General features: G+C 69.2%; 14 protein-coding genes and 1 riboswitch. Of the genes, 12 read left to right on the top strand and 2 right to left on the bottom strand.

Going from position 1 to position 17,625, the window contains the following annotated elements:
- Together VF612_RS15365 and cobN are read left to right on the top strand one after the other, a co-directional pair.
- Positions 1-984, top strand: a 984-nt coding sequence (locus VF612_RS15365) for an ATP-grasp domain-containing protein (protein ID WP_408660729.1), incomplete at its 5' end; no start/stop codon positions are given.
- Between the two features lie 56 nt (positions 985-1,040).
- A riboswitch (cobalamin riboswitch) is annotated at positions 1,041-1,122 on the top strand.
- 51 nt (positions 1,123-1,173) lie between these two features.
- The gene (gene cobN, locus VF612_RS15360) at positions 1,174-4,797 is read left to right on the top strand and encodes a cobaltochelatase subunit CobN (protein WP_408660728.1); all 3,624 of its coding nucleotides are present in this window, start codon (positions 1,174-1,176) and stop codon (positions 4,795-4,797) included.
- A gap of 67 nt (positions 4,798-4,864) precedes the next feature.
- Here the strand turns inward: cobN and VF612_RS15355 are convergent, their stop codons facing one another.
- Positions 4,865-5,524, bottom strand: a complete 660-nt coding sequence (locus VF612_RS15355) for a response regulator (RefSeq protein ID WP_408660727.1) — start codon at positions 5,522-5,524, stop codon at positions 4,865-4,867.
- A 337-nt stretch (positions 5,525-5,861) separates the two neighbouring features.
- Here VF612_RS15355 and VF612_RS15350 point away from each other — a divergent pair, with 337 nt between their 5' ends.
- The 8 genes from VF612_RS15350 (at position 5,862) to VF612_RS15315 (ending at position 14,741) form a co-directional block, all read left to right on the top strand.
- Positions 5,862-6,953: an AAA family ATPase gene (locus VF612_RS15350; protein WP_408660726.1), complete on the top strand. Its 1,092-nt coding sequence runs from the start codon at positions 5,862-5,864 to the stop codon at positions 6,951-6,953.
- A gap of 62 nt (positions 6,954-7,015) precedes the next feature.
- Positions 7,016-7,345, top strand: coding sequence for a type II secretion system protein (locus VF612_RS15345; RefSeq protein WP_408660725.1), 330 nt, complete (start codon positions 7,016-7,018; stop codon positions 7,343-7,345).
- An 80-nt stretch (positions 7,346-7,425) separates the two neighbouring features.
- Positions 7,426-8,520 (top strand): type IV pilus twitching motility protein PilT, encoded by a 1,095-nt coding sequence (locus VF612_RS15340; RefSeq protein ID WP_408660724.1) that lies wholly within the window; start codon positions 7,426-7,428, stop codon positions 8,518-8,520.
- On the top strand, positions 8,517-10,304 hold the full coding sequence (locus tag VF612_RS15335) for a GspE/PulE family protein (protein WP_408660723.1): 1,788 nt from the start codon (positions 8,517-8,519) through the stop codon (positions 10,302-10,304). The genes VF612_RS15340 and VF612_RS15335 overlap by 4 nt, the downstream gene beginning before the upstream one ends.
- A gap of 4 nt (positions 10,305-10,308) precedes the next feature.
- Entirely contained in the window at positions 10,309-11,514 is a 1,206-nt protein-coding gene (locus VF612_RS15330) for a type II secretion system F family protein (protein ID WP_408660722.1), read from the top strand.
- Between the two features lies 1 nt (position 11,515).
- Positions 11,516-11,968, top strand: coding sequence for a PulJ/GspJ family protein (locus VF612_RS15325; RefSeq protein ID WP_408660721.1), 453 nt, complete (start codon positions 11,516-11,518; stop codon positions 11,966-11,968).
- A complete protein-coding gene (locus VF612_RS15320; RefSeq protein ID WP_408660720.1) occupies positions 11,962-12,609 on the top strand; it encodes a PulJ/GspJ family protein in 648 nt (215 codons plus the stop codon). Before VF612_RS15325 ends, VF612_RS15320 begins: the two co-directional genes overlap by 7 nt.
- Positions 12,606-14,741 carry a hypothetical protein gene (locus VF612_RS15315; RefSeq protein WP_408660719.1) on the top strand — a complete coding sequence of 712 codons (2,136 nt, stop codon included), beginning with the start codon at positions 12,606-12,608 and terminating at the stop codon, positions 14,739-14,741. The genes VF612_RS15320 and VF612_RS15315 overlap by 4 nt, the downstream gene beginning before the upstream one ends.
- 83 nt (positions 14,742-14,824) lie before the next feature.
- On the opposite strand, the gene VF612_RS15310 is transcribed toward VF612_RS15315, so the two are convergent.
- Positions 14,825-15,076 carry a hypothetical protein gene (locus VF612_RS15310; RefSeq protein WP_408660718.1) on the bottom strand — a complete coding sequence of 84 codons (252 nt, stop codon included), beginning with the start codon at positions 15,074-15,076 and terminating at the stop codon, positions 14,825-14,827.
- A gap of 49 nt (positions 15,077-15,125) precedes the next feature.
- Here VF612_RS15310 and VF612_RS15305 point away from each other — a divergent pair, with 49 nt between their 5' ends.
- Both VF612_RS15305 and VF612_RS15300 read left to right on the top strand, forming a co-directional pair.
- The gene (locus VF612_RS15305) at positions 15,126-16,082 is read left to right on the top strand and encodes an FAD-dependent oxidoreductase (protein WP_408660717.1); all 957 of its coding nucleotides are present in this window, start codon (positions 15,126-15,128) and stop codon (positions 16,080-16,082) included.
- Positions 16,083-16,305: 223 nt separating this feature from the next.
- On the top strand, positions 16,306-17,625 hold a 1,320-nt coding region (locus VF612_RS15300; RefSeq protein WP_408660716.1), incomplete at its 3' end, for a sialidase family protein.

The following is a 17,625-nucleotide window of genomic DNA, read 5'->3' as shown; positions in this document are numbered from 1 at the left end:
CGGCTCGTCCACGACAAGTACGCCATGCGGCAACGGCTGGCCGAGGCCGGTGTCGAGTCCACCGCGTCGGCGGCCGTGCGCGACGAGGCCGAGCTGCGGGACTTCGCCGCCACGCACGGCTATCCGTGCGTGGTGAAACCGGTCAGCGGCATGGCCAGTGCGGGGGTGTCGGTGATCAACGGGCCGGGCGAGGCTGCGGCCGCCCTGGCCCGGGCCCGGGGAATCACCCAGGACCAGGGGACGGCGACGCCGGTCCTGATGACAGCTCCGGCCCAGGCAACCGACGGCCCGGTCCCGGTGATAGTCGAGAAGTTCCTGGCTGGCGTGCAGTACAGCGTGGAGTGCTTCTCCGAGCAGGGCGAGCACCAGGTGGTCACCATCACCCGCAAGTACTCCGACCCGGTGAGCCTGGTTGAGCTCGGGCATGTGATGCCCGCCCCGCTGGGCCCGCAGGACCAGGAGGCGATCGGCGCGCATGTGTGCCGGGCGCTCGATGCGCTCGGTGTCGAGTTCGGCCCGACCCACACCGAGATCGTCCTCACCGAGTCCGGGCCGCGACTCATCGAGACCCATCTGCGCTTCGGCGGCGATTCCATCTGGGACCTGGTCACCGACGCCACCGGCGTGGACCTGGTCAAGAGCCAGTGGCGGCAGATGATCGGCGAGAAGGTTCTCCCGGGCATCCGCGCGACCCTGCAGGACCGCCCTCCCCGGTGCGAGGCGATCTGGTTCGCCGTGGCGCCGCCGTCCGGCGTCCTGGTGGAGATCACCGGAGTCGACGGGCCGCACCCTGACGGCGTCACCGTCAAGTGGCCGCTGCCGGCCGGAACGCAGCTCAACGGCCTGCAGAACTCGCACTCGCGGCTGGCCCAGGCCCGTGCCCACGCCGATACCGCGGCCGAGGCGCTCACCCTGGCACAGCAGGCCATCGAGCGGCTGGAGATCGTCGTCCGGGTTCCCAGCATCGTGCCCGACGTGATCTGAGGCCCGGACGGCGCGATCGGGCCAGCTACAGTTAGCCCGCCTAGCGGCCACAGCTGGAGGAAGCCGGTGCGATCCCGGCGCGGTCCCGCCACTGTGACTCCGAGCTCGCCAACCCGAGATCGGACAAGCCAGATACTCCAACCGGCCGCTACCTACACGCCAGGGGCGCGGACCCCGGGGAGGACTGCTGTGATCCTGCTGCTCTCGACATCGGACACCGACCTGCTCAGCGCCAGGTCCAGCGGCGCGGACTACCGGCTGGCCAACCCGGCCCGCACCGAGGTCGAGGACCTGCCGGCGCTGCTGGCCGGAGCCGAGCTGGTGGTGGTGCGCATCCTGGGCGGGTACCGGATGTGGGAGGCCGGGATCGACGCGCTGCTGGCCAGCGGCCGGCCGGTGGTGGTGCTCGGTGGCGAGCAGCAACCGGATGCGGAGCTGATGAAGCTCTCGACGGTGCCCTACGGGGTGTCGGCCGAGGCGCACTCCTACCTGGCCGAGGGCGGTCCAGGCAATCTGGGCCAGCTGCACCGGTTCCTCTCCGACACCGTGCTGCTGACCGGCCACGGGTTCGAGCCGCCGGCCAGCACGCCCCTGTGGGGGGTGCTGGAGCGGCAGTCCCGGGCGGTCGAGGGCCCGACGGTCGCCGTCCTCTACTACCGCGCGCATCACGTCGCCGGCAACACCGCCTTCGTCGAGGCGCTGTGCCGGGCCATCGAGGGCAAGGGCGGCCGGCCGCTGCCGGTCTTCTGCGCCTCGCTGCGGGCGGCCGAGCAGGAGCTGCTGGCCACCCTGGGCCAGGCCGATGCCCTGGTGGTGACGGTGCTGGCCGCCGGCGGGACGAAACCGGCCGCTGCCTCTGCCGGCGGCGACGACGAGGCCTGGGATGTCGGCGCCCTGGCCGCGCTGGACGTGCCCATCCTGCAAGGGCTCTGCCTGACCAGCTCCCGGGACAGCTGGCTTGCCAACGGGGACGGGCTCTCGCCGCTGGATGCGGCCACCCAGGTGGCGATCCCGGAGTTCGACGGCCGGTTGATCACGGTGCCGTTCTCGTTCAAGGAGGTCGACGCCGACGGCCTGACGGTCTACGTCGCCGACGCCGAGCGGGCCGACCGGGTGGCCGGGATCGCGGTCCGGCATGCCCGGCTGCGGCACATCCCGCCCGCCGAGCGCAAGATCGCGATCATGCTTTCGGCCTATCCCACCAAGCATTCCCGGATCGGCAACGCGGTCGGGCTGGACACCCCGGCCAGCGTCGTGCGGCTGCTGTCGGCGATGCGCGAGCAGGGCTATGACATCGGGCCGGCGGACGGGGAGGGCGCGCTGCCCGGGGTGAGCGCGCTCGACGGCGATGCGCTGATCCACGCGCTGATCGCGGCCGGTGGCCAGGACCAGGACTGGCTGACCGCCGAGCAGCTATCTCACAACCCGGTCCGGATCACGGCCGCCGACTACCGCCGCTGGTACGACACCCTGCCCGGTGATCTCAGGGACGGCATCGAGCAGCACTGGGGCGCCGCTCCCGGCACTCTGTTCGTCGACTTCAGCCAGGACTCCCAAGGCGAAATCGTGCTGGCCGGGCTGCGCGCCGGCAATGTGGTGGTGATGGTGCAGCCGCCCCGGGGCTTCGGCGAGAACCCGGTCGCGATCTACCACGACCCGGACCTGCCGCCGAGCCACCATTACTTCGCCGCCTACCGCTGGCTGGCCGAGGACTTCGGCGCGCACGCGATCGTGCACGTCGGCAAGCACGGCAACCTGGAATGGCTGCCGGGCAAGGGCGCCGGCATGTCGGCCTCCTGTGCCACCGACGCCGCGCTCGGCGAGCTGCCGCTGATCTACCCGTTCCTGGTGAACGACCCGGGGGAGGGCACCCAGGCCAAGCGCCGGGCGCATGCCACCCTGGTCGATCACCTGATCCCGCCGATGGCGCGGGCCGAAAGCTACGGCGACATCACCCGGCTGGAACAGCTGCTCGACGAGCACGCCAGCATCGCGGCGATGGATCCGGCGAAGTTGCCGGCCATCCGCGCCCAGATCTGGACGCTGATCCAGGCAGCCAAGCTCGATCACGACCTGGGGCTGGCCGACCGGCCGCACGACGCGGAGTTCGACGAATTCATCCTGCACGTCGACGGCTGGCTGTGCGAGATCAAGGACGTCCAGATCCGCGACGGCCTGCACATCCTCGGCCAGGCGCCGCGTGGCCAGGCCAGGGTCAACCTGGTGCTGGCGATGCTGCGGGCCAAGCAGGTCTGGGGTGGCCAGGCCGCGGCGCTGCCCGGCCTTCGCGAGGCGCTGGGGCTTTCCGAGCAAGGCGATGCTGGACGCGTCGAGGTGGACGAGACCGAGGACCTCGCGCACCGGCTGGTGTCGTCGATGGAGGCCAGGGGCTGGCACGTCGATGCCGCGGGCGAGGTCGCTGCCGAGATCCTCGGCGACGGTGACAGCCGGCTGGCGCTGGTAGGCGAGGTGCTGGCCTTCGCCGCGACCGAGGTGGTGCCCCGGCTGGCCCGCACCACCGACGAGCTGACCAACGTGCTGCACGCCCTCGACGGCGGCTACGTGCCCGCCGGCCCGAGCGGTTCTCCCTTGCGCGGCCTGATCAACGTGCTGCCGACCGGGCGCAACTTCTACTCGGTGGACCCGAAGGCGATCCCGAGCCGGCTGGCCTGGGAGACCGGCCAGGCGATGGCCGACTCGCTGCTGGCGCGCTACCGCAGCGACACCGGCGACTGGCCGCGGTCGGTGGGACTGTCGGCCTGGGGGACCTCGGCCATGCGCACCGCGGGTGACGACGTGGCCGAGATCCTGGCGCTGCTCGGCGTCCGGCCGGTCTGGGACGAGGCGTCCCGGCGGGTCACCGGTCTGGAGCTGATTCCGCTGGCCGAGCTCGGCCGGCCCCGGATCGACGTCACCGTCCGGATCTCGGGGTTCTTCCGCGACGCCTTCCCGCATGTGGTCGCGTTGCTCGACGACGCGGTGCAGCTGGTCGCCGCCCAGGACGAGCCCGCGGAGCAGAACTTCGTCCGGGCGCACGCGCAGGCGGACCTGGCGGCCCACGGCGATCAGCGCCGGGCCACCCTGCGGGTGTTCGGCTCCAAACCTGGCGCCTACGGCGCGGGCCTGTTGCCTCTGTTCGACAGCGGGAACTGGCGCGACGACGCCGATCTCGCCGAGGTCTACGCGGCCTGGGGCGGTTTCGCCTACGGCCGGGGGGTGGACGGCATCCAGGCCCGGCCGGACATGGAGAACGCCTACCGGCGGATCAACGTGGCGGCCAAGAACGTCGACAGCCGCGAGCACGACATCGCCGATTCCGACGACTACTTCCAGTACCACGGCGGCATGGTGGCCACGGTACGGGCGCTGACCGGCACGGCGCCGGCTGCCTACGTCGGCGACAGCACCAACCCGGACGCGGTCCGCACCAGGACCCTGTCGGAGGAGACGACCCGGATCTTCCGGGCCCGGGTGGTCAACCCGCGCTGGCTGGAGGCGATGCAGCGGCACGGGTACAAGGGCGCGTTCGAGCTTGCCGCGACAGTGGATTACCTGTTCGGCTATGACGCCACCGCCGGGGTGGTGGCCGACTGGATGTATGAGAAGCTCGCCCAGACCTACGTGCTGGACCCGCAGCTGCAGAAGTTCTTCGCCGAGTCCAACCCCTGGGCGCTGCACGGCATCGCCGAGCGGTTGCTGGAGGCAGCCCAGCGCAAGCTGTGGGAGCACCCCGATCCGGACACCCTGGCGGCGTTGCAGCAGGCATACCTCGACACCGAGGGAGATCTGGAGGGCGGCGCTACCGCCCGGTGACCAGCGGTCCCCGCACGCTGGCTATCGCACGGTTGACGACCAGGTTCGGGCTGACCGGGTGAAGGCGTTACACCACCGCAGGCAGCTGCTTGGCAGGGGAGTCGACCAGCCCCAACCTGACCGCGGTGAGCAGCGCCTGGGACTTGCTGTTCGCGCCGAGCTTGTCGTAGAGGCGTGCGACGTAGGTCTTGGCGGTCGAGACGCTGATGTGCAACCGGATCGCCAGGTCGGGAACCGACAGCCCGGCCAGCAGCAGGCTGAGCACCTGGCGCTCGCGCTCGCTGAGCACGGGCAGCGCCGGTGCGTCGCGCCGCCGGCGCAGCGCCGCGGCCAGCCCCCGGGAGCTGAACGAGGACGCCGACACCGCGGCATGCCGGATGGCGCCGAGGATCTCCGGCGCCGTCGCGGTCTTCGACACGAATGCCGACGCGCCGGTCTCCAGCGCCCGGAACAGCACGTCGTCCTCGCCGCGTCCGGTGAAGATCACGATGCCCAGGCATTCGAAGCGGTCGCGCAGCTCGGTCGCGAGCTCGAAGCCGGGGCGATCGGGCAGCGACAATCCGATGGTCACCACGTCCGGTCGCAGCGCGCCGATCAGGCCGATCGCCTCGGTCGCGGTGCCGGCCTCGCCGACCGTAACCAGGTCCGGCTGCCCGTTCACCATCAACGCCAGCCCGAGCCGGGTCACCGGATGGCGGTCGACGAAGATCAATCTGGTTGCCGTCATGGCGCGTTCCGGTAGCCCCGCGCAACAACGGTCGGTCCAACCGTTGTGCTGATTTTCATGTCCCCCCGCTTAGGCCCAACAAAAACTTAACGTGCAGCCCTTATCAAAGCACACTTCAGCTATATGCGGGCCTAAAGATCTGCTCAAGGGCTCGGTCAGGTCGAGGCTTTTGTCGCACCGGTGATTACCCAGTGCAGCACTGCGGATACGGGGTGGCAGCACGCGTCCTCCCATCGGGGGACTCAAGGTCTGTCCGGTTGCCCGCTGCAGCTCAGGAGGCGGTTCCGACACTCTGGCTTCACACAACTTTTAACCAGCCGAGCGACGGGAGACTGGCATGACGATCGTCTGCGAGCCCGACGCGCGAGCGGCCAGGATGCTGGCGGCGGTCATCGGCGGGACCATCCGGACGGCGCCGACCCTGAGCAAGGTCTCTGTTCTGCTAGTGGCCGTGACGCGCCGGTGCCCGGTGGTCATCGGCGCCACGGTCAACCTCGAGGACGCGCTGAGGTTCACCGCCCAGGTGACGGTGGAGCACCCGGCAGCGGTGGTGATCCTGGTACGGGAGCAGCTGCGGGACGCCGAGGTGACGCGCGCGAAGAACGCCGGTGTCCACGCGGTGTTCGGCGCCAGCCAGCGGGTCGAGCTCGCGCAGGCGTGTTCTGCGATCAGCCGGCCGCCGGTGGACGGCCAGATCTTCTCGGTGTTCGCGGCCAAGGGTGGCTGTGGCAAGACCACGGTGGCGACGAATCTCGCCGTCTCGCTTCGACGGATGGGTAACGGCCGGGTCTGCCTGCTCGATCTCGACCTGGACTTCGGCGACGTGGCATCGGCGCTGAACCTCGACACCGACCGGACGCTCGCCCTGCTGATCGGCCCGCGGGATGTCGCCGACCTGGTGGATACCGGAGACCTGATCACCTCCTCCCCGCACACCGGCGTGGACTGCATCCTGGCGCCGGTGGCGCCCGGCGACGCCGAGCGGATCCGCCCGGCGAAGATCGGCCGGTTGCTGCGGGTCCTGGCCAGCAGGTACGACGCCATCGTCATCGACCTGCCGGCGCGGTTCTCCTCGACCACGATGGTCGCGCTGGACCACGCCCATCACCACATCCTGGTGTCCACTCCGGAGCGGCCGGCGTTGAAGAACCTGCGAATGACATTGGACATCCTCGATCTGCTCGGCTATTCGCGCGCGGCCAGGTCGGTGCTGTTCAACCGCTCGGACCGCAATGTCGCCCTCACCGCCGCGGAGGTGGCGACGGTGGTGCGCGGGCCCATCGCCGCGCACCTGCCGTCCAGCCGTGATGTGCCGGCGTCGATCAATCGGGGCGTGCCGCTGCGGGCGGCCCAGCCCGAACATCCCATCAGCGTGGCGATCGAGCGGTTCGCCGATCGCTACGCGACGAGCTCTGCCGGCGTCGCATGACGCACCGGCAGTTTCAGACCGCGACAGCCGCCTTGGCTGATCGCCACACCAAGGGGGAAGCAATGCTGGAACAACTGCGCAAGGCTCGTCAGGAGGAGAGCGGGTTCACGCTCATCGAGCTTCTCATCGTGATCGTCATCCTGGGCGTGCTGGCCGGCATCGTGGTCTTCGCCGTCGGTGGCATCACCGACCGGGGCGACGCCTCGGCCTGCAAGTCCGATGCCAAGACCGTCGAGGTGGCCTCGGAGGCGTACTACGCCAAGAACGGCAGCTATGCCGCCAACATGCCCGCGCTGGTGACGGCGAAGCTGCTCCGCGAGGTGCCTTCGAGCACCGCCTACACGATCACCTACAGCTCCAGCACCGGTGCTACCACCTGCAGCCTCGCCTGAGCTCCTGAGGTAGGGCCGACCGGGAACCGGCCCTACCTCATCAGGTATTCGTCGTCACGATCGGGGAAAGGCATAGCTTCATGCACGGTCAACACATCGGCAGCCGCATCGACGAGCTGCTCGACGGGCTCTGGCGGGCCGGCGGCACCGATCTGTTGTTGACGGCCGGGCTGCCGCCGCAATACCGGGTTCGCGGCGAGCTGCGCTCGGTGCCCAAGGAAGCCACACTCAGCGGCGCCGAGACCGAGGCGCTGCTGGCCGAGGTGCTCAACCCCGCGCAGTTCAGCGCGTTCGCCACCCGGCACGAGTACGACTTCTCCTTCAGCTGGCGGAACGAAGCCAGGATCCGCGGCAACGCGTTCACCCAGCGGGACCAGGTCACCCTGGCGCTGCGGATGATCCCGCGCCGGATCCCGACCATGCAGGAGCTGGGACTGCCGCCGGTGCTCACCGACTTCACCCGGCAGCACCAGGGCTTGGTGCTGGTCACCGGACCGACCGGCTCGGGCAAGTCCACCACGCTGGCCGCGATGATCGACCAGATCAACACTCACCGGGCCTGTCACATCCTGACCATCGAGGACCCGATCGAGTACGTGCACGAGCACAAGCGCTCGGCGATCAGCCAGCGCGAGGTGGGCTCGGACACCGCGTCGTTCCCCGACGCCCTGCGCGCCGCGTTGCGCGAGGACCCGGACGTGGTGCTGGTCGGTGAGATGCGGGACCTGGAGTCGATCCGGTTCGCGCTCACCATCGCCGAGACCGGTCACCTGGTGTTCGCCACCCTGCACACCAACGACACCGCGCAGGCGCTGTCGCGGATCGTCGACGTCTTTCCCGGCGACCAGCAGGCGCAGGTGCGGGTCCAGCTCGCCGCGGCGCTGACCGGGATCGTCTACCAGCGGCTGCTGCCCCGCATCGGCGGCGGCATGGTCGCGGCCTATGAGGTGCTGGTCGCCAGCTCGCCGGTGCGCGGCCTGATCAAGGACGGCAAGACCCATCAGCTGCGAAACACCCTGCTCACCGGCCAGCGCGACGGGATGCTGACCTTCGAGCAGTCGCTGTCGGGGCTGGTGCAGCGCAACCTGATCAGCTATGAGGACGCGCTGGCGCGCAGCCTCTATCCCAAGGACATTGTGACCGTGCCCCGTGCACCGGTGGGGGTGACGGCATGAGACGGCGCGCCAGGCATCAGGCGGACGACTCCGCGCCGGAGGTGACGGCAGCTGTGGCGCTGGCCCAGGCGCCGGCTGACTTCGAGGTCCGCGAAGGCGGGCGCCGGCTGGGCGAGCTTATCGTCGATGCCCGGCTGGCGACCCCCGAGCAGGTGGTGGCTGCGCTGGAAGAGGCGCAGCAGGGCGCGACCAAGCGGCTGGGACGCCTGCTGCTCGATCGCGGGATCATCACCGAGCGCGACCTGACCCGGATGATCGCCGAGCAGAGTTCGGTGCAGGCCGTCGATCTGCGCAGCGTCACCCCGGATCCCGAGGTGGCCGGCCTGATCACCGCCGACAGCGCGCGAGCCCTGTCGGCGCTGCCGCTGTCCTTGGATGAGGACGGCGCCGTGCTGGTGGCGGTCGCCGACCCGAACGAGACCACCTTCGCAAGCCTGCGCGCGCTGCTCGGCCGCGACCTCCGGATCACCGTGGCCGGCCAGTCCGACCTGCTGCGGGCCATCGACAACACCTACCGGGCGATCACCGGGGTGAGCTCGCAGGTCAAGCTGTTCGAAGCCCGCGACGGCCTGCGCCGGGACACCGTCCGGATGGACACCCCCGTCGCCAGCGAGGACGCGCCGGTCGTCCGGGTGGTGCAGCTGATGATCGCTCAGGGGGTTCGCGACCGGGCCTCCGACATCCACATCGAGCCGCAGAACGACCGGGTTCGGGTCCGCTACCGGATCGACGGGGCGCTGCACGACGTGCTGGACCTGCCGGGCTCGATGGGCCCCGCCATAGTCAGCCGGGTCAAGATCCTCGGCGGGATGAACATCGTCGAGCGCCGGCGCGCCCAGGACGGCCAGATCAGCACCGAGATCGAGGGCCGCGCGGTCGACATCCGGGTCTCCACGACCGCGGTGGTGGGCGGGGAGAAGGTCGTGCTGCGGTTGCTGGACAAGAGCCGGCCGCTGTTCAAGCTGGAGCAGCTCGGCATGCCGCCCGCGATGGCCCAGCGCTATGCCGCGATGCTGCGCACCCCGTACGGCATGGTGATCTGCGCCGGTCCCACCGGCAGCGGCAAGACCACCACCCTGTACGGATCGCTGGCCGAGATCAACAGCCCGGACCGCAACATCATGACCATCGAGGACCCGGTGGAGTACACCTTCCCCTCGATCAACCAGATCCAGATCAATGAGCAGGCCGGAATCACCTTCGCGGGCGGCCTTCGCTCGATCCTGCGCCAGGACCCGGACGTGATCCTGGTCGGTGAGGTACGCGACGTCGAGACGGCCCGCATCGCCGTCCAGTCCGCGTTGACCGGTCACTTCGTGCTGTCGTCGCTGCACGCCACCGATTCGGTCTCGGCGCTGCACCGGTTGATCGACATGGGCATCGAGACGTTCCTGATCGCGTCCTCGGTCACCGCGGTGATGTCGCAGCGGCTGGTTCGCCGGATCTGCTCGTACTGCCGCGAGCCCTACCACCCCACCGTCGAGGAGCTCGCATTCCTGCGCGCGATCGGCGGGGACGCCCCGGACGAGGGATTCAGCCACGGCGCCGGCTGCAACTTCTGCGCCAAGACCGGATACCTGGAGCGGACCGGAGTCTATGAGATGTTGCTGTTGTCCGACAGGATCCGCGAGCAGGTGATCGACCGCGCCTCACACGACGAGCTGCGCAAGCTCGCTCGGGCAGAGGGAATGAGCACCCTGCTGGAGGAGGCGGTCGCGCTGGTGCGCAACGGCACCACCAACCTGGCCGAGGTCATGCGATCCGTATATGTGATGGGGGTCTGAAGCCGTGCCCAATTTCAGCTACTCGGCGACCCTGCCCACCGGGCAGCCGGCTCGCGGCACCGAGAAGGCAGCCAGCCAGGAGGCCGCCGAGCTGGCGCTGTACGAGCGCGACCTCAGAGACATCCGGGTCGAGCCCAAGAAGAGCCTGCTGCAGATGGAGATCACCGCTCCGCGGGTGAAGCGCGACGAGCTGATGCACCTGTCTCGCCAGCTCGGCGCCTTCATCCGGGCCGGCCTGCCGCTGATCGACGCGGTGCACACGATCGGCACCGAATCATCCAACAGCTCGGTCCGCCGCATGATGGCCGAGGTGGAGAGGTCCCTGCGTGACGGTGACCGGCTCTCGACCTGTCTGGACCGCCATCCCAGGATCTTTCCCGCGTTCTACCGGGGCATCCTGCGCTCGGCGGAGCTGACCGGGCAGCTGGACACGGTGCTCGATCAGCTCGCCAGCTATCTCGAGCGCGACATCGAGGCGCGGCGCAAGGTCAAGTCCGCGATGATCTATCCCGCGGTGATCGCGGGTATGTCGGTGTTCACCGTCGCCATCCTCGCCGGGTTCGTGCTGCCGAGGTTCAAGGTGTTCTTCGCCGGCCTGGACGCCGAGCTGCCCTTGCCCACCCGGATGCTGCTGGCCGTCACCGACTTCCTCACCAATTACTGGTGGGCGATCCTCGGCGTCCTCGCGGGACTGACTCTGATCATCGCGGTGGCGCTGCGCACCGAGGGCGGCCGGTACGCCCGCGACCGGTTCGTGCTCGCGATGCCGGTGCTCGGCAGCACCATCGAGTACGCGCTGGTCGAGCGGTTCAGCCGGATCCTGTCCTCGATGGTCAGCGCCGGCGTCAACCTTCCCGAAGCGCTGCGGGTGGCCAGTGAATCACTGCGCAACCTGGTCTTCATCCGGGCGCTGTCCCAGGTGACGGAGTCGATGCTCGAAGGCGACGGGCTGGCCAAGCCGCTGGCCCGGACCGGGCTGTTCCCGAGCACCGCGTCGCTGATGATGCAGGTGGGCGAGGACACCGGCACGCTGGACACCCAGCTGGAAGCGACCGCCAAGTACTACGAGGGCGAACTCGATTACAAGATCAAGAAGCTGACCGCTCTGTTCGAGCCGGCCATCATCCTCGTGATGGGCGGCCTGGTCGGCTTCGTGGCCATCGCGCTGGTGTCGGCGATGTACGGAATCTTCAACCAGGTGAAGGTCTGACATGAGCCCGGCGGCTGATCGTGACCGCGGCGAGACGCTGCTGGAGTTGCTTGTCGCGCTCGCCATCATGTCGCTGACCGTGGTGGCGGTCGTCGGCGGCCTGGTGGCCGGCATCGCGGTCTCCGACATCCACCGCAAGCAGTCCACGGCCGCCGCCGCGGCGCGCGATTACGCCGAGAATGTCGAGAAGCACGTGGCCAGCACCGGCTACACCTCGTGTGCTGCCCCGTCGGCCTATGCGCCGGGCGCCGTCGGCTACACCGCGGTGCCGAGCGGGTACACCGCCACCCCGGTCGCGGTGCGGTACTGGTCGGGCACCGCCTGGGTGGCAAGTCCGTGCACCGACATCGGCCTGCAGGAGCTGACCGTCCGGGTCGCCAGCTCAGATGCCCGCGCCACCGAGCAGCTGGTGGTCGTGTTGCGCAAACCCTGTGGATTCGGGTCGACATGTTGAGGCAGGACGATCGTGGCTTCAGCCTGATCGAGCTGCTGGTGACCATCGTGATCATCGGGATCATCGCCGTTCCGCTGGGCAACGTGATCATCAGCTTCCTGCGCAACACCGACGCGACCACCGCCCGGCTCAGCGAATCGCATGACGCCCAGATCAGCGCGGCGTACTTCGCCGCCGATGTGGCCAGCATCGGCGTGCGCAGCACGACCTACTCCTCGAACCCGGCCGCGCCCTATCCGCTGACCCAGTCGATCGAGCAGAACGCCCCTGCCACCGGCGGGCTCTTCCCGTGCGGCACGGCGGCGACGCCGAATGCGGTGATCAGGTTCGGGTGGGACGACTACACCAGCGCCTCTGCGGCGGCGGTGATCCAGCGGCGGGTTGCCTACGTGTCCATGCCGGATGCGAGCGGGCAGGCGCAGCTGCACCGGCTGGTCTGCGCCGGCTCGGCGGCCGTCGTCACCGACACCGTGATCGCCCACCACCTGGCGTCGGTGTCGGCGTCCTGCACGCCGTCGCCCTGCACCGGAAGCGGCGCGGCGACCCCGCTGGTCGTCAAGCTGGCGCTGACCATCCACGATCAGCAAGCCACCGACGCCAATTACCAACTCGAGCTGACCGGCCAACGGAGGCAGTCATGATTCGCGTCGCCCGCCGCCGGCTGGACCTGGCCGACGACACCGGGGCAACCCTGGTGCTGGCGCTGATCGTGATCACGGTGGTGGCCGTGGTGGTCGGGGCGCTGCTGTCCTTCGGCGACAGCAGCGTGCGGACCACCGTGGCGCTGCGCAGCCAGGCTGCCAGCATCTACGGGGCTGACGGCGCCGCCCAAGCCGCGATCACCGCGCTGCGCCGCTCGCCGTTCAACAACAACACCTCCAGCACGACCTATCCCAAGTGCTTCGGCGCTGGAGCCAACGCCGACACTCTGCTGCTGAACAACTTCTACCCCGGCACCACCGGCACCGCGGCGTCCTCGGCGGCGGTGGAATGCACGGCGGATCCGAGCACGGGCGCGGCTGGCGGCCTGGTGCCGATCACCACGGCGAACAAGCCTGGCAACGCGATCCAGACATTGGGCACCAATGCCGGCGAGGACGGCCTGAACATCAAGGCGCTCAGCCCCACCACCCCGTTCCTGGTGCACGGCTCGGTGGTCTCGAACTCCAACATCCGGGTGACCAACGGCTCGCTGGAGTCCAATGTCGGGGTGTACGCGCACACCGGCTGCTCGGGCACCATCGTGAGCACCCCGCCGCCGGACTGCGCCGCCGGCACCGTGGCCGACCCGGGCTACTCCTCCGAAGCAGGCGGCGTGGTGCCGCCCTACCGGACGGTGCCCGCCGCAGTGGCGGCGAACTGCCCCGGCAAGGTGATGACTTTCCAGCCCGGCTATTACGACGACGCCGAGGCACTGACATCACTGATGAAGGGCACCGGCAGCAACCCGTGCAAGGACAGCGTCTGGTGGTTCACCCCCGGCACCTACTACTTTGACTTCCACAACTCCTCCAACCCGCTGCTCGGCGGCAGTGACGTCTGGACGATCAACAACGGACAGTTGGTCGCCGGCACCCCGACCAACGCCGCCGGCGCCGTGCTGGCCAAGCCGGCCAGCCCGTCCACCATTCCGGGTGCCTGCCAGAACCCCATCAAGTCCACGTCCGCTGTCGGGGTGCAGTTCATCTTCGGCGGCGACAGCCAGTTCCGGATGACCGGTGGCGATGCCGAGATCTGTGCCAGCTACCACCCCGACCGGCCCCCGATCGCCGTGTATGGGTTGAAGAGTGGCGCCGAGAGCTTGACGACCACCACCGTCAAGCCGTCCAGCGTGGTGAATCCACCCGCGCCAGTCCTCTTCGGCAGTGCCACCGTGACGGCCTCGAATCTGGCCAACGACGATGGCACCGGAGCAACCTGGAACAAGACCGGCTCCGGTAGCCAGACGGCCTCGTTCACCCTGGGTGGCTACGCTCCGGCGGCGACGATCCCGGCCGGGTCGGTGCTCAAGTCGGCCACCCTGCGAGTGGTGTACAAGAACACCGCCGGGGTCAATGGCGACGCCCGTACTGCGGTGCTGACCCCGGCGGCTGGCACTGCGATCAGCACGACCCTGCCTGCGACCAACGGCGCGGGAACGAAGACCGCACTGGTTGATCTGTACGAAGCCGGCGTCGGTGACCTGGCCGAGGCGGTGCACAGCTTCGGCTTCACCGGCGCCAGCCTCGCCTACTCGGCCAAGCTCGGGCACGCGGGGACCGAGACGGTCGACGCCATCCAGCTCGACCTCAGCTACACGCCACCGGCCTTCCGGGCTCAGGATGTCGCCATATCGGGTGGGAACTGCCTGACCAACACCTACACCGGCGGCTCGGCGGGCCAGTGCGCGGTGCTCTCCACCACGAACACCGCCGGCAAGGTCTACATCCAGGGCACTACCTACGTTCCCAAGGCGGTCATCGACTTGGCCTTGAACAGCATCACGTCGCAGGTGATGCGGTTCGGGGTGGTCGCCAGATCCCTGTGGGTCAAGGAAACCGGTTCCATCACGTACACCGGTCCGGTGATCGAGGTGCCGGACAACTCACCCGGCTTCGGCCCGGGCGGCACGGTGGTCTATCTCAACGTCTACTTGTGTCAGGGGGCGTCGAGCTGCACGGCTGCCACCGGCAAGCTGGCACTGCGGGCCCGGGTGCTGATCTATGACCCGACCACGGTTCCCAACCCACCGGCGCGCCAGATCACCATCCAGAGCTGGGCACTACAACGCTGACCGGGCCATCAGCTGACGAGCCGCATCACGGGCAGGACGGCATGACCCTCGGAGCAGGTTGAGCTCGGTCCGGCGTGCTGCAGCTATTCGCTGGTGACGCTGCCGAACCGCACCAACGGCGGCCCGCCCTCGGCCGGGGCGTCCCGGTAGGAGCCCAACTGCTGGGTGGCCTCGTCGAAGCGGACATGCTCGTCGTCGGGGCTGGTGAACACGTGGTGGCCCTCGTGCCCGGCGTCCAGGCCGCAGGTGTCCTCGAACTTCTCGAGCCACCCCGTCTCGCCACCGGTGGCCTCGCTTACCTGACTGATCTGTGCGCCGCAGCGTCCCTCACTCATAGCGGGGATCCTAGACCGGTGGCGCGGGTCAGCATGGTGAGATTGCCGAATGAGGGTGCGGGTCGTCGGCGGCGGCGTAGTGGGCCTGACGAGCGCGCTGCGGCTTGCCGAGGCGGGTCACCAGGTCGAGGTGGTGGCGGCCGAGCTGGGGGAGAGCACCACCTCCTCGGTCGCGGCAGCGCTCTGGTATCCCTACCGAGCCACCCCTACCGCTGAGGTCACCCGCTGGCTGGCCACCAGCTATGCCGCGCTCACCGCGCTCGCGGCCGACGAGCGCACCGGCGTCCGGTTACGGAGCGGGCGGGAGTTCTTCCGCGAGCCGACGCCCGACCCCTGGTGGCGATCGGCGGTGCCTGACCTGGGCAGGATGCCCGCTGATCAGCTGCCCGAGGGCTATCTGGACGGCTACCAGCTCACGGCGCCGGTGGTGGACATGGCCGTGCACCTGCCGTGGCTTCAGAACCGCCTGCGCGACTGCGGCGCCGGCATCGAGACCCGCCGGCTGTCCGGCCTGCCGGGCGCGCTGGCCGGTGTCGATGCGGTGGTGAACTGTGCCGGCCTGGGCGCCCGGGAGCTTGCCGGGGACGACACGCTGAGCCCGGTGCGGGGACAGATCATCGTGGTCGAGCAGTTCGGGCTGACCGAATGGCTGCTCGACCAGAACGATCCCGCACGGCTGGCCTACCTGGTGCCGCGGAGCGAGACGGTGATTCTCGGGGGAACCTCTGAAGAGGGCGATGCCGACACCGAGGTTCGTCCGGCGACGGCCGAGGCGATCCTGGCCAGATGCGCGGCGCTGGCGCCGGCGGCCGCCGGGGCCCGGATCGTCAGCCATCGGGTGGGGCTGCGGCCGGCCCGGCCGGCGGTCCGGCTGGAGACCGAGATCAGCCCCGACGGGCCGGTCGTGCACTGCTACGGCCACGGGGGCGCGGGGGTGACGCTGGCCTACGGCTGCGCCGACGAGGTCGTCGAACACGTCCAGCGGCTGACTTCAGCATTGCCCTGATTCAGACAGGGCACGAACAGTCATTTACCTGCCAGATATCGCGAGGTACGTTCGCTGCGTCCACATTCCGCGCAAGTGCTCAGCTTTGCCGTACTTGGCCTGCCTACGTCCGAAACGCCGTGGCCCCGAGTGGCGCCTGAGGTTTGTGTCGGAGCCATGCCGAGCGCGCCGCGCCCGGATTCGTTCGGGCGCGGCGGTCCGCGCTCGATGCCTGGAGGTACACGTGAGACGTTCCATCGGCTTTGCCGCCGCGGCGACAGCGCTGGCGCTGGTGGCACTACCCCTGTCGGTGGGGACGGGCAGCAATCCTGCCCACGCCACCGGCATTTCCTATGATCAACTGACCACGATGCAGAAGCGGCTGCTCTCGGGCGGCGCGGCGCTGGCGCTGGAGGATGCTGCCGGCAGCGACCAGTCGAAATCCTCCTACAACCCGACCTACACCCCGCGCGGCAACGGCGACAAGGGCTGCCAGGACGTCCTGTCCTCGAATGTGAAGGTCAACGCCAACTGCCTGAACATCAGCGACCCGGACCTCTCCGGCCGGGGGCAGGGCAACAACACCAGCTCCATCGCCTTCGACCCCAACAACACCAACGTCATGGTCACCTCGTCCAATGACTACCGCAGGGGAGACGGCAACTGCTACGCCTCCTACACCGCCAACGGCGGCCGGACCTGGCAGGACAGCACCCCGCCGACCAGCTTCACCCGCGGCCAGGTCGCCAACATGGGGAACTTCGGCGCCCTGCGCGAGTACTGGGCGGCCGGCGGGAACAGCGCGGTTGCCTTCGACACCAAGGGTAACGCCTACCTGAGCTGCAACCTGTTCAACCGCGGCAAGCCCACCACGACCAGCGCCGATCTCTCCAGCTCGATCGTGGTCTACCGCTCGACCCAGAACGGCGGCGCCTCGTGGAACTTCCCGGGCCGCTATGCCCGGGCCAGCGTGGACGTCACCGGCAGCCGGACCGCGCCGTTCCTGGACCGGCCGCTGATGACCGTCGACAACCACGTCGGCAGCCCGTACCAGGACCGGATCTACCTGTCGTGGACGGAGTTCGCAGCCGACGGCACGACCTTCATCTACTCGACCTATTCGGCCGACTACGGCGAGACCTTCGCGCCCCCGAAGCTGGTGAGCACCACCAGCCCGCTGTGCGTGAACACCTTCGGCCAGACCACGGTGGCCATCACCGGCGAGACCTCCGCCTGCAACCATGACCAGTTCTCGCACCCGTTCACCGGACCGGACGGCACTCTCTACATCGTCTACGCCAACTACAACAACGCCGCCGCTCCGGGCGACAACCGCAACCTGGTGCTGCTGGCGAAGTCGGTCGACGGCGGTAACACGTTCCTGCCGCCGGTGAAGGTCGCCGACCTCTACGACCTGCCGGACTGCGCGGTGTACCAGCAGGGCAAGGGCTTCGGCCGGGCCTGCATGCCGGAGAAGAACGCCACCGCGAACTCCTACTTCCGGGCGTTCAACTACCCGACCGGAGCGCTCGACCCGACCGACCCCAACAAGGTCGTCGTCACG

Source organism: Jatrophihabitans sp., from assembly GCF_036388195.1.
In the GTDB taxonomy this organism is placed as follows: domain Bacteria; phylum Actinomycetota; class Actinomycetes; order Mycobacteriales; family Jatrophihabitantaceae; genus Jatrophihabitans_A.
The sequence above is the reverse complement of the archived record's forward strand: the minus strand, read 5'-3'. Positions and strand labels throughout refer to the sequence as shown.

Bases quoted from the DNA above. Each gene is read 5' to 3' on its own strand.
- VF612_RS15355 (WP_408660727.1), bottom strand. From the start codon at position 5,524: ATGACGGCAACCAGATTGATCTTCGTCGACCGCCATCCGGTGACCCGG.
- VF612_RS15350 (WP_408660726.1), top strand. From the start codon at position 5,862: ATGACGATCGTCTGCGAGCCCGACGCGCGAGCGGCCAGGATGCTGGCG.
- VF612_RS15345 (WP_408660725.1), top strand. From the start codon at position 7,016: ATGCTGGAACAACTGCGCAAGGCTCGTCAGGAGGAGAGCGGGTTCACG.
- VF612_RS15340 (WP_408660724.1), top strand. From the start codon at position 7,426: ATGCACGGTCAACACATCGGCAGCCGCATCGACGAGCTGCTCGACGGG.
- VF612_RS15335 (WP_408660723.1), top strand. From the start codon at position 8,517: ATGAGACGGCGCGCCAGGCATCAGGCGGACGACTCCGCGCCGGAGGTG.
- VF612_RS15325 (WP_408660721.1), top strand. From the start codon at position 11,516: ATGAGCCCGGCGGCTGATCGTGACCGCGGCGAGACGCTGCTGGAGTTG.
- VF612_RS15320 (WP_408660720.1), top strand. From the start codon at position 11,962: ATGTTGAGGCAGGACGATCGTGGCTTCAGCCTGATCGAGCTGCTGGTG.
- VF612_RS15315 (WP_408660719.1), top strand. From the start codon at position 12,606: ATGATTCGCGTCGCCCGCCGCCGGCTGGACCTGGCCGACGACACCGGG.
- VF612_RS15310 (WP_408660718.1), bottom strand. From the start codon at position 15,076: ATGAGTGAGGGACGCTGCGGCGCACAGATCAGTCAGGTAAGCGAGGCC.
- VF612_RS15305 (WP_408660717.1), top strand. From the start codon at position 15,126: ATGAGGGTGCGGGTCGTCGGCGGCGGCGTAGTGGGCCTGACGAGCGCG.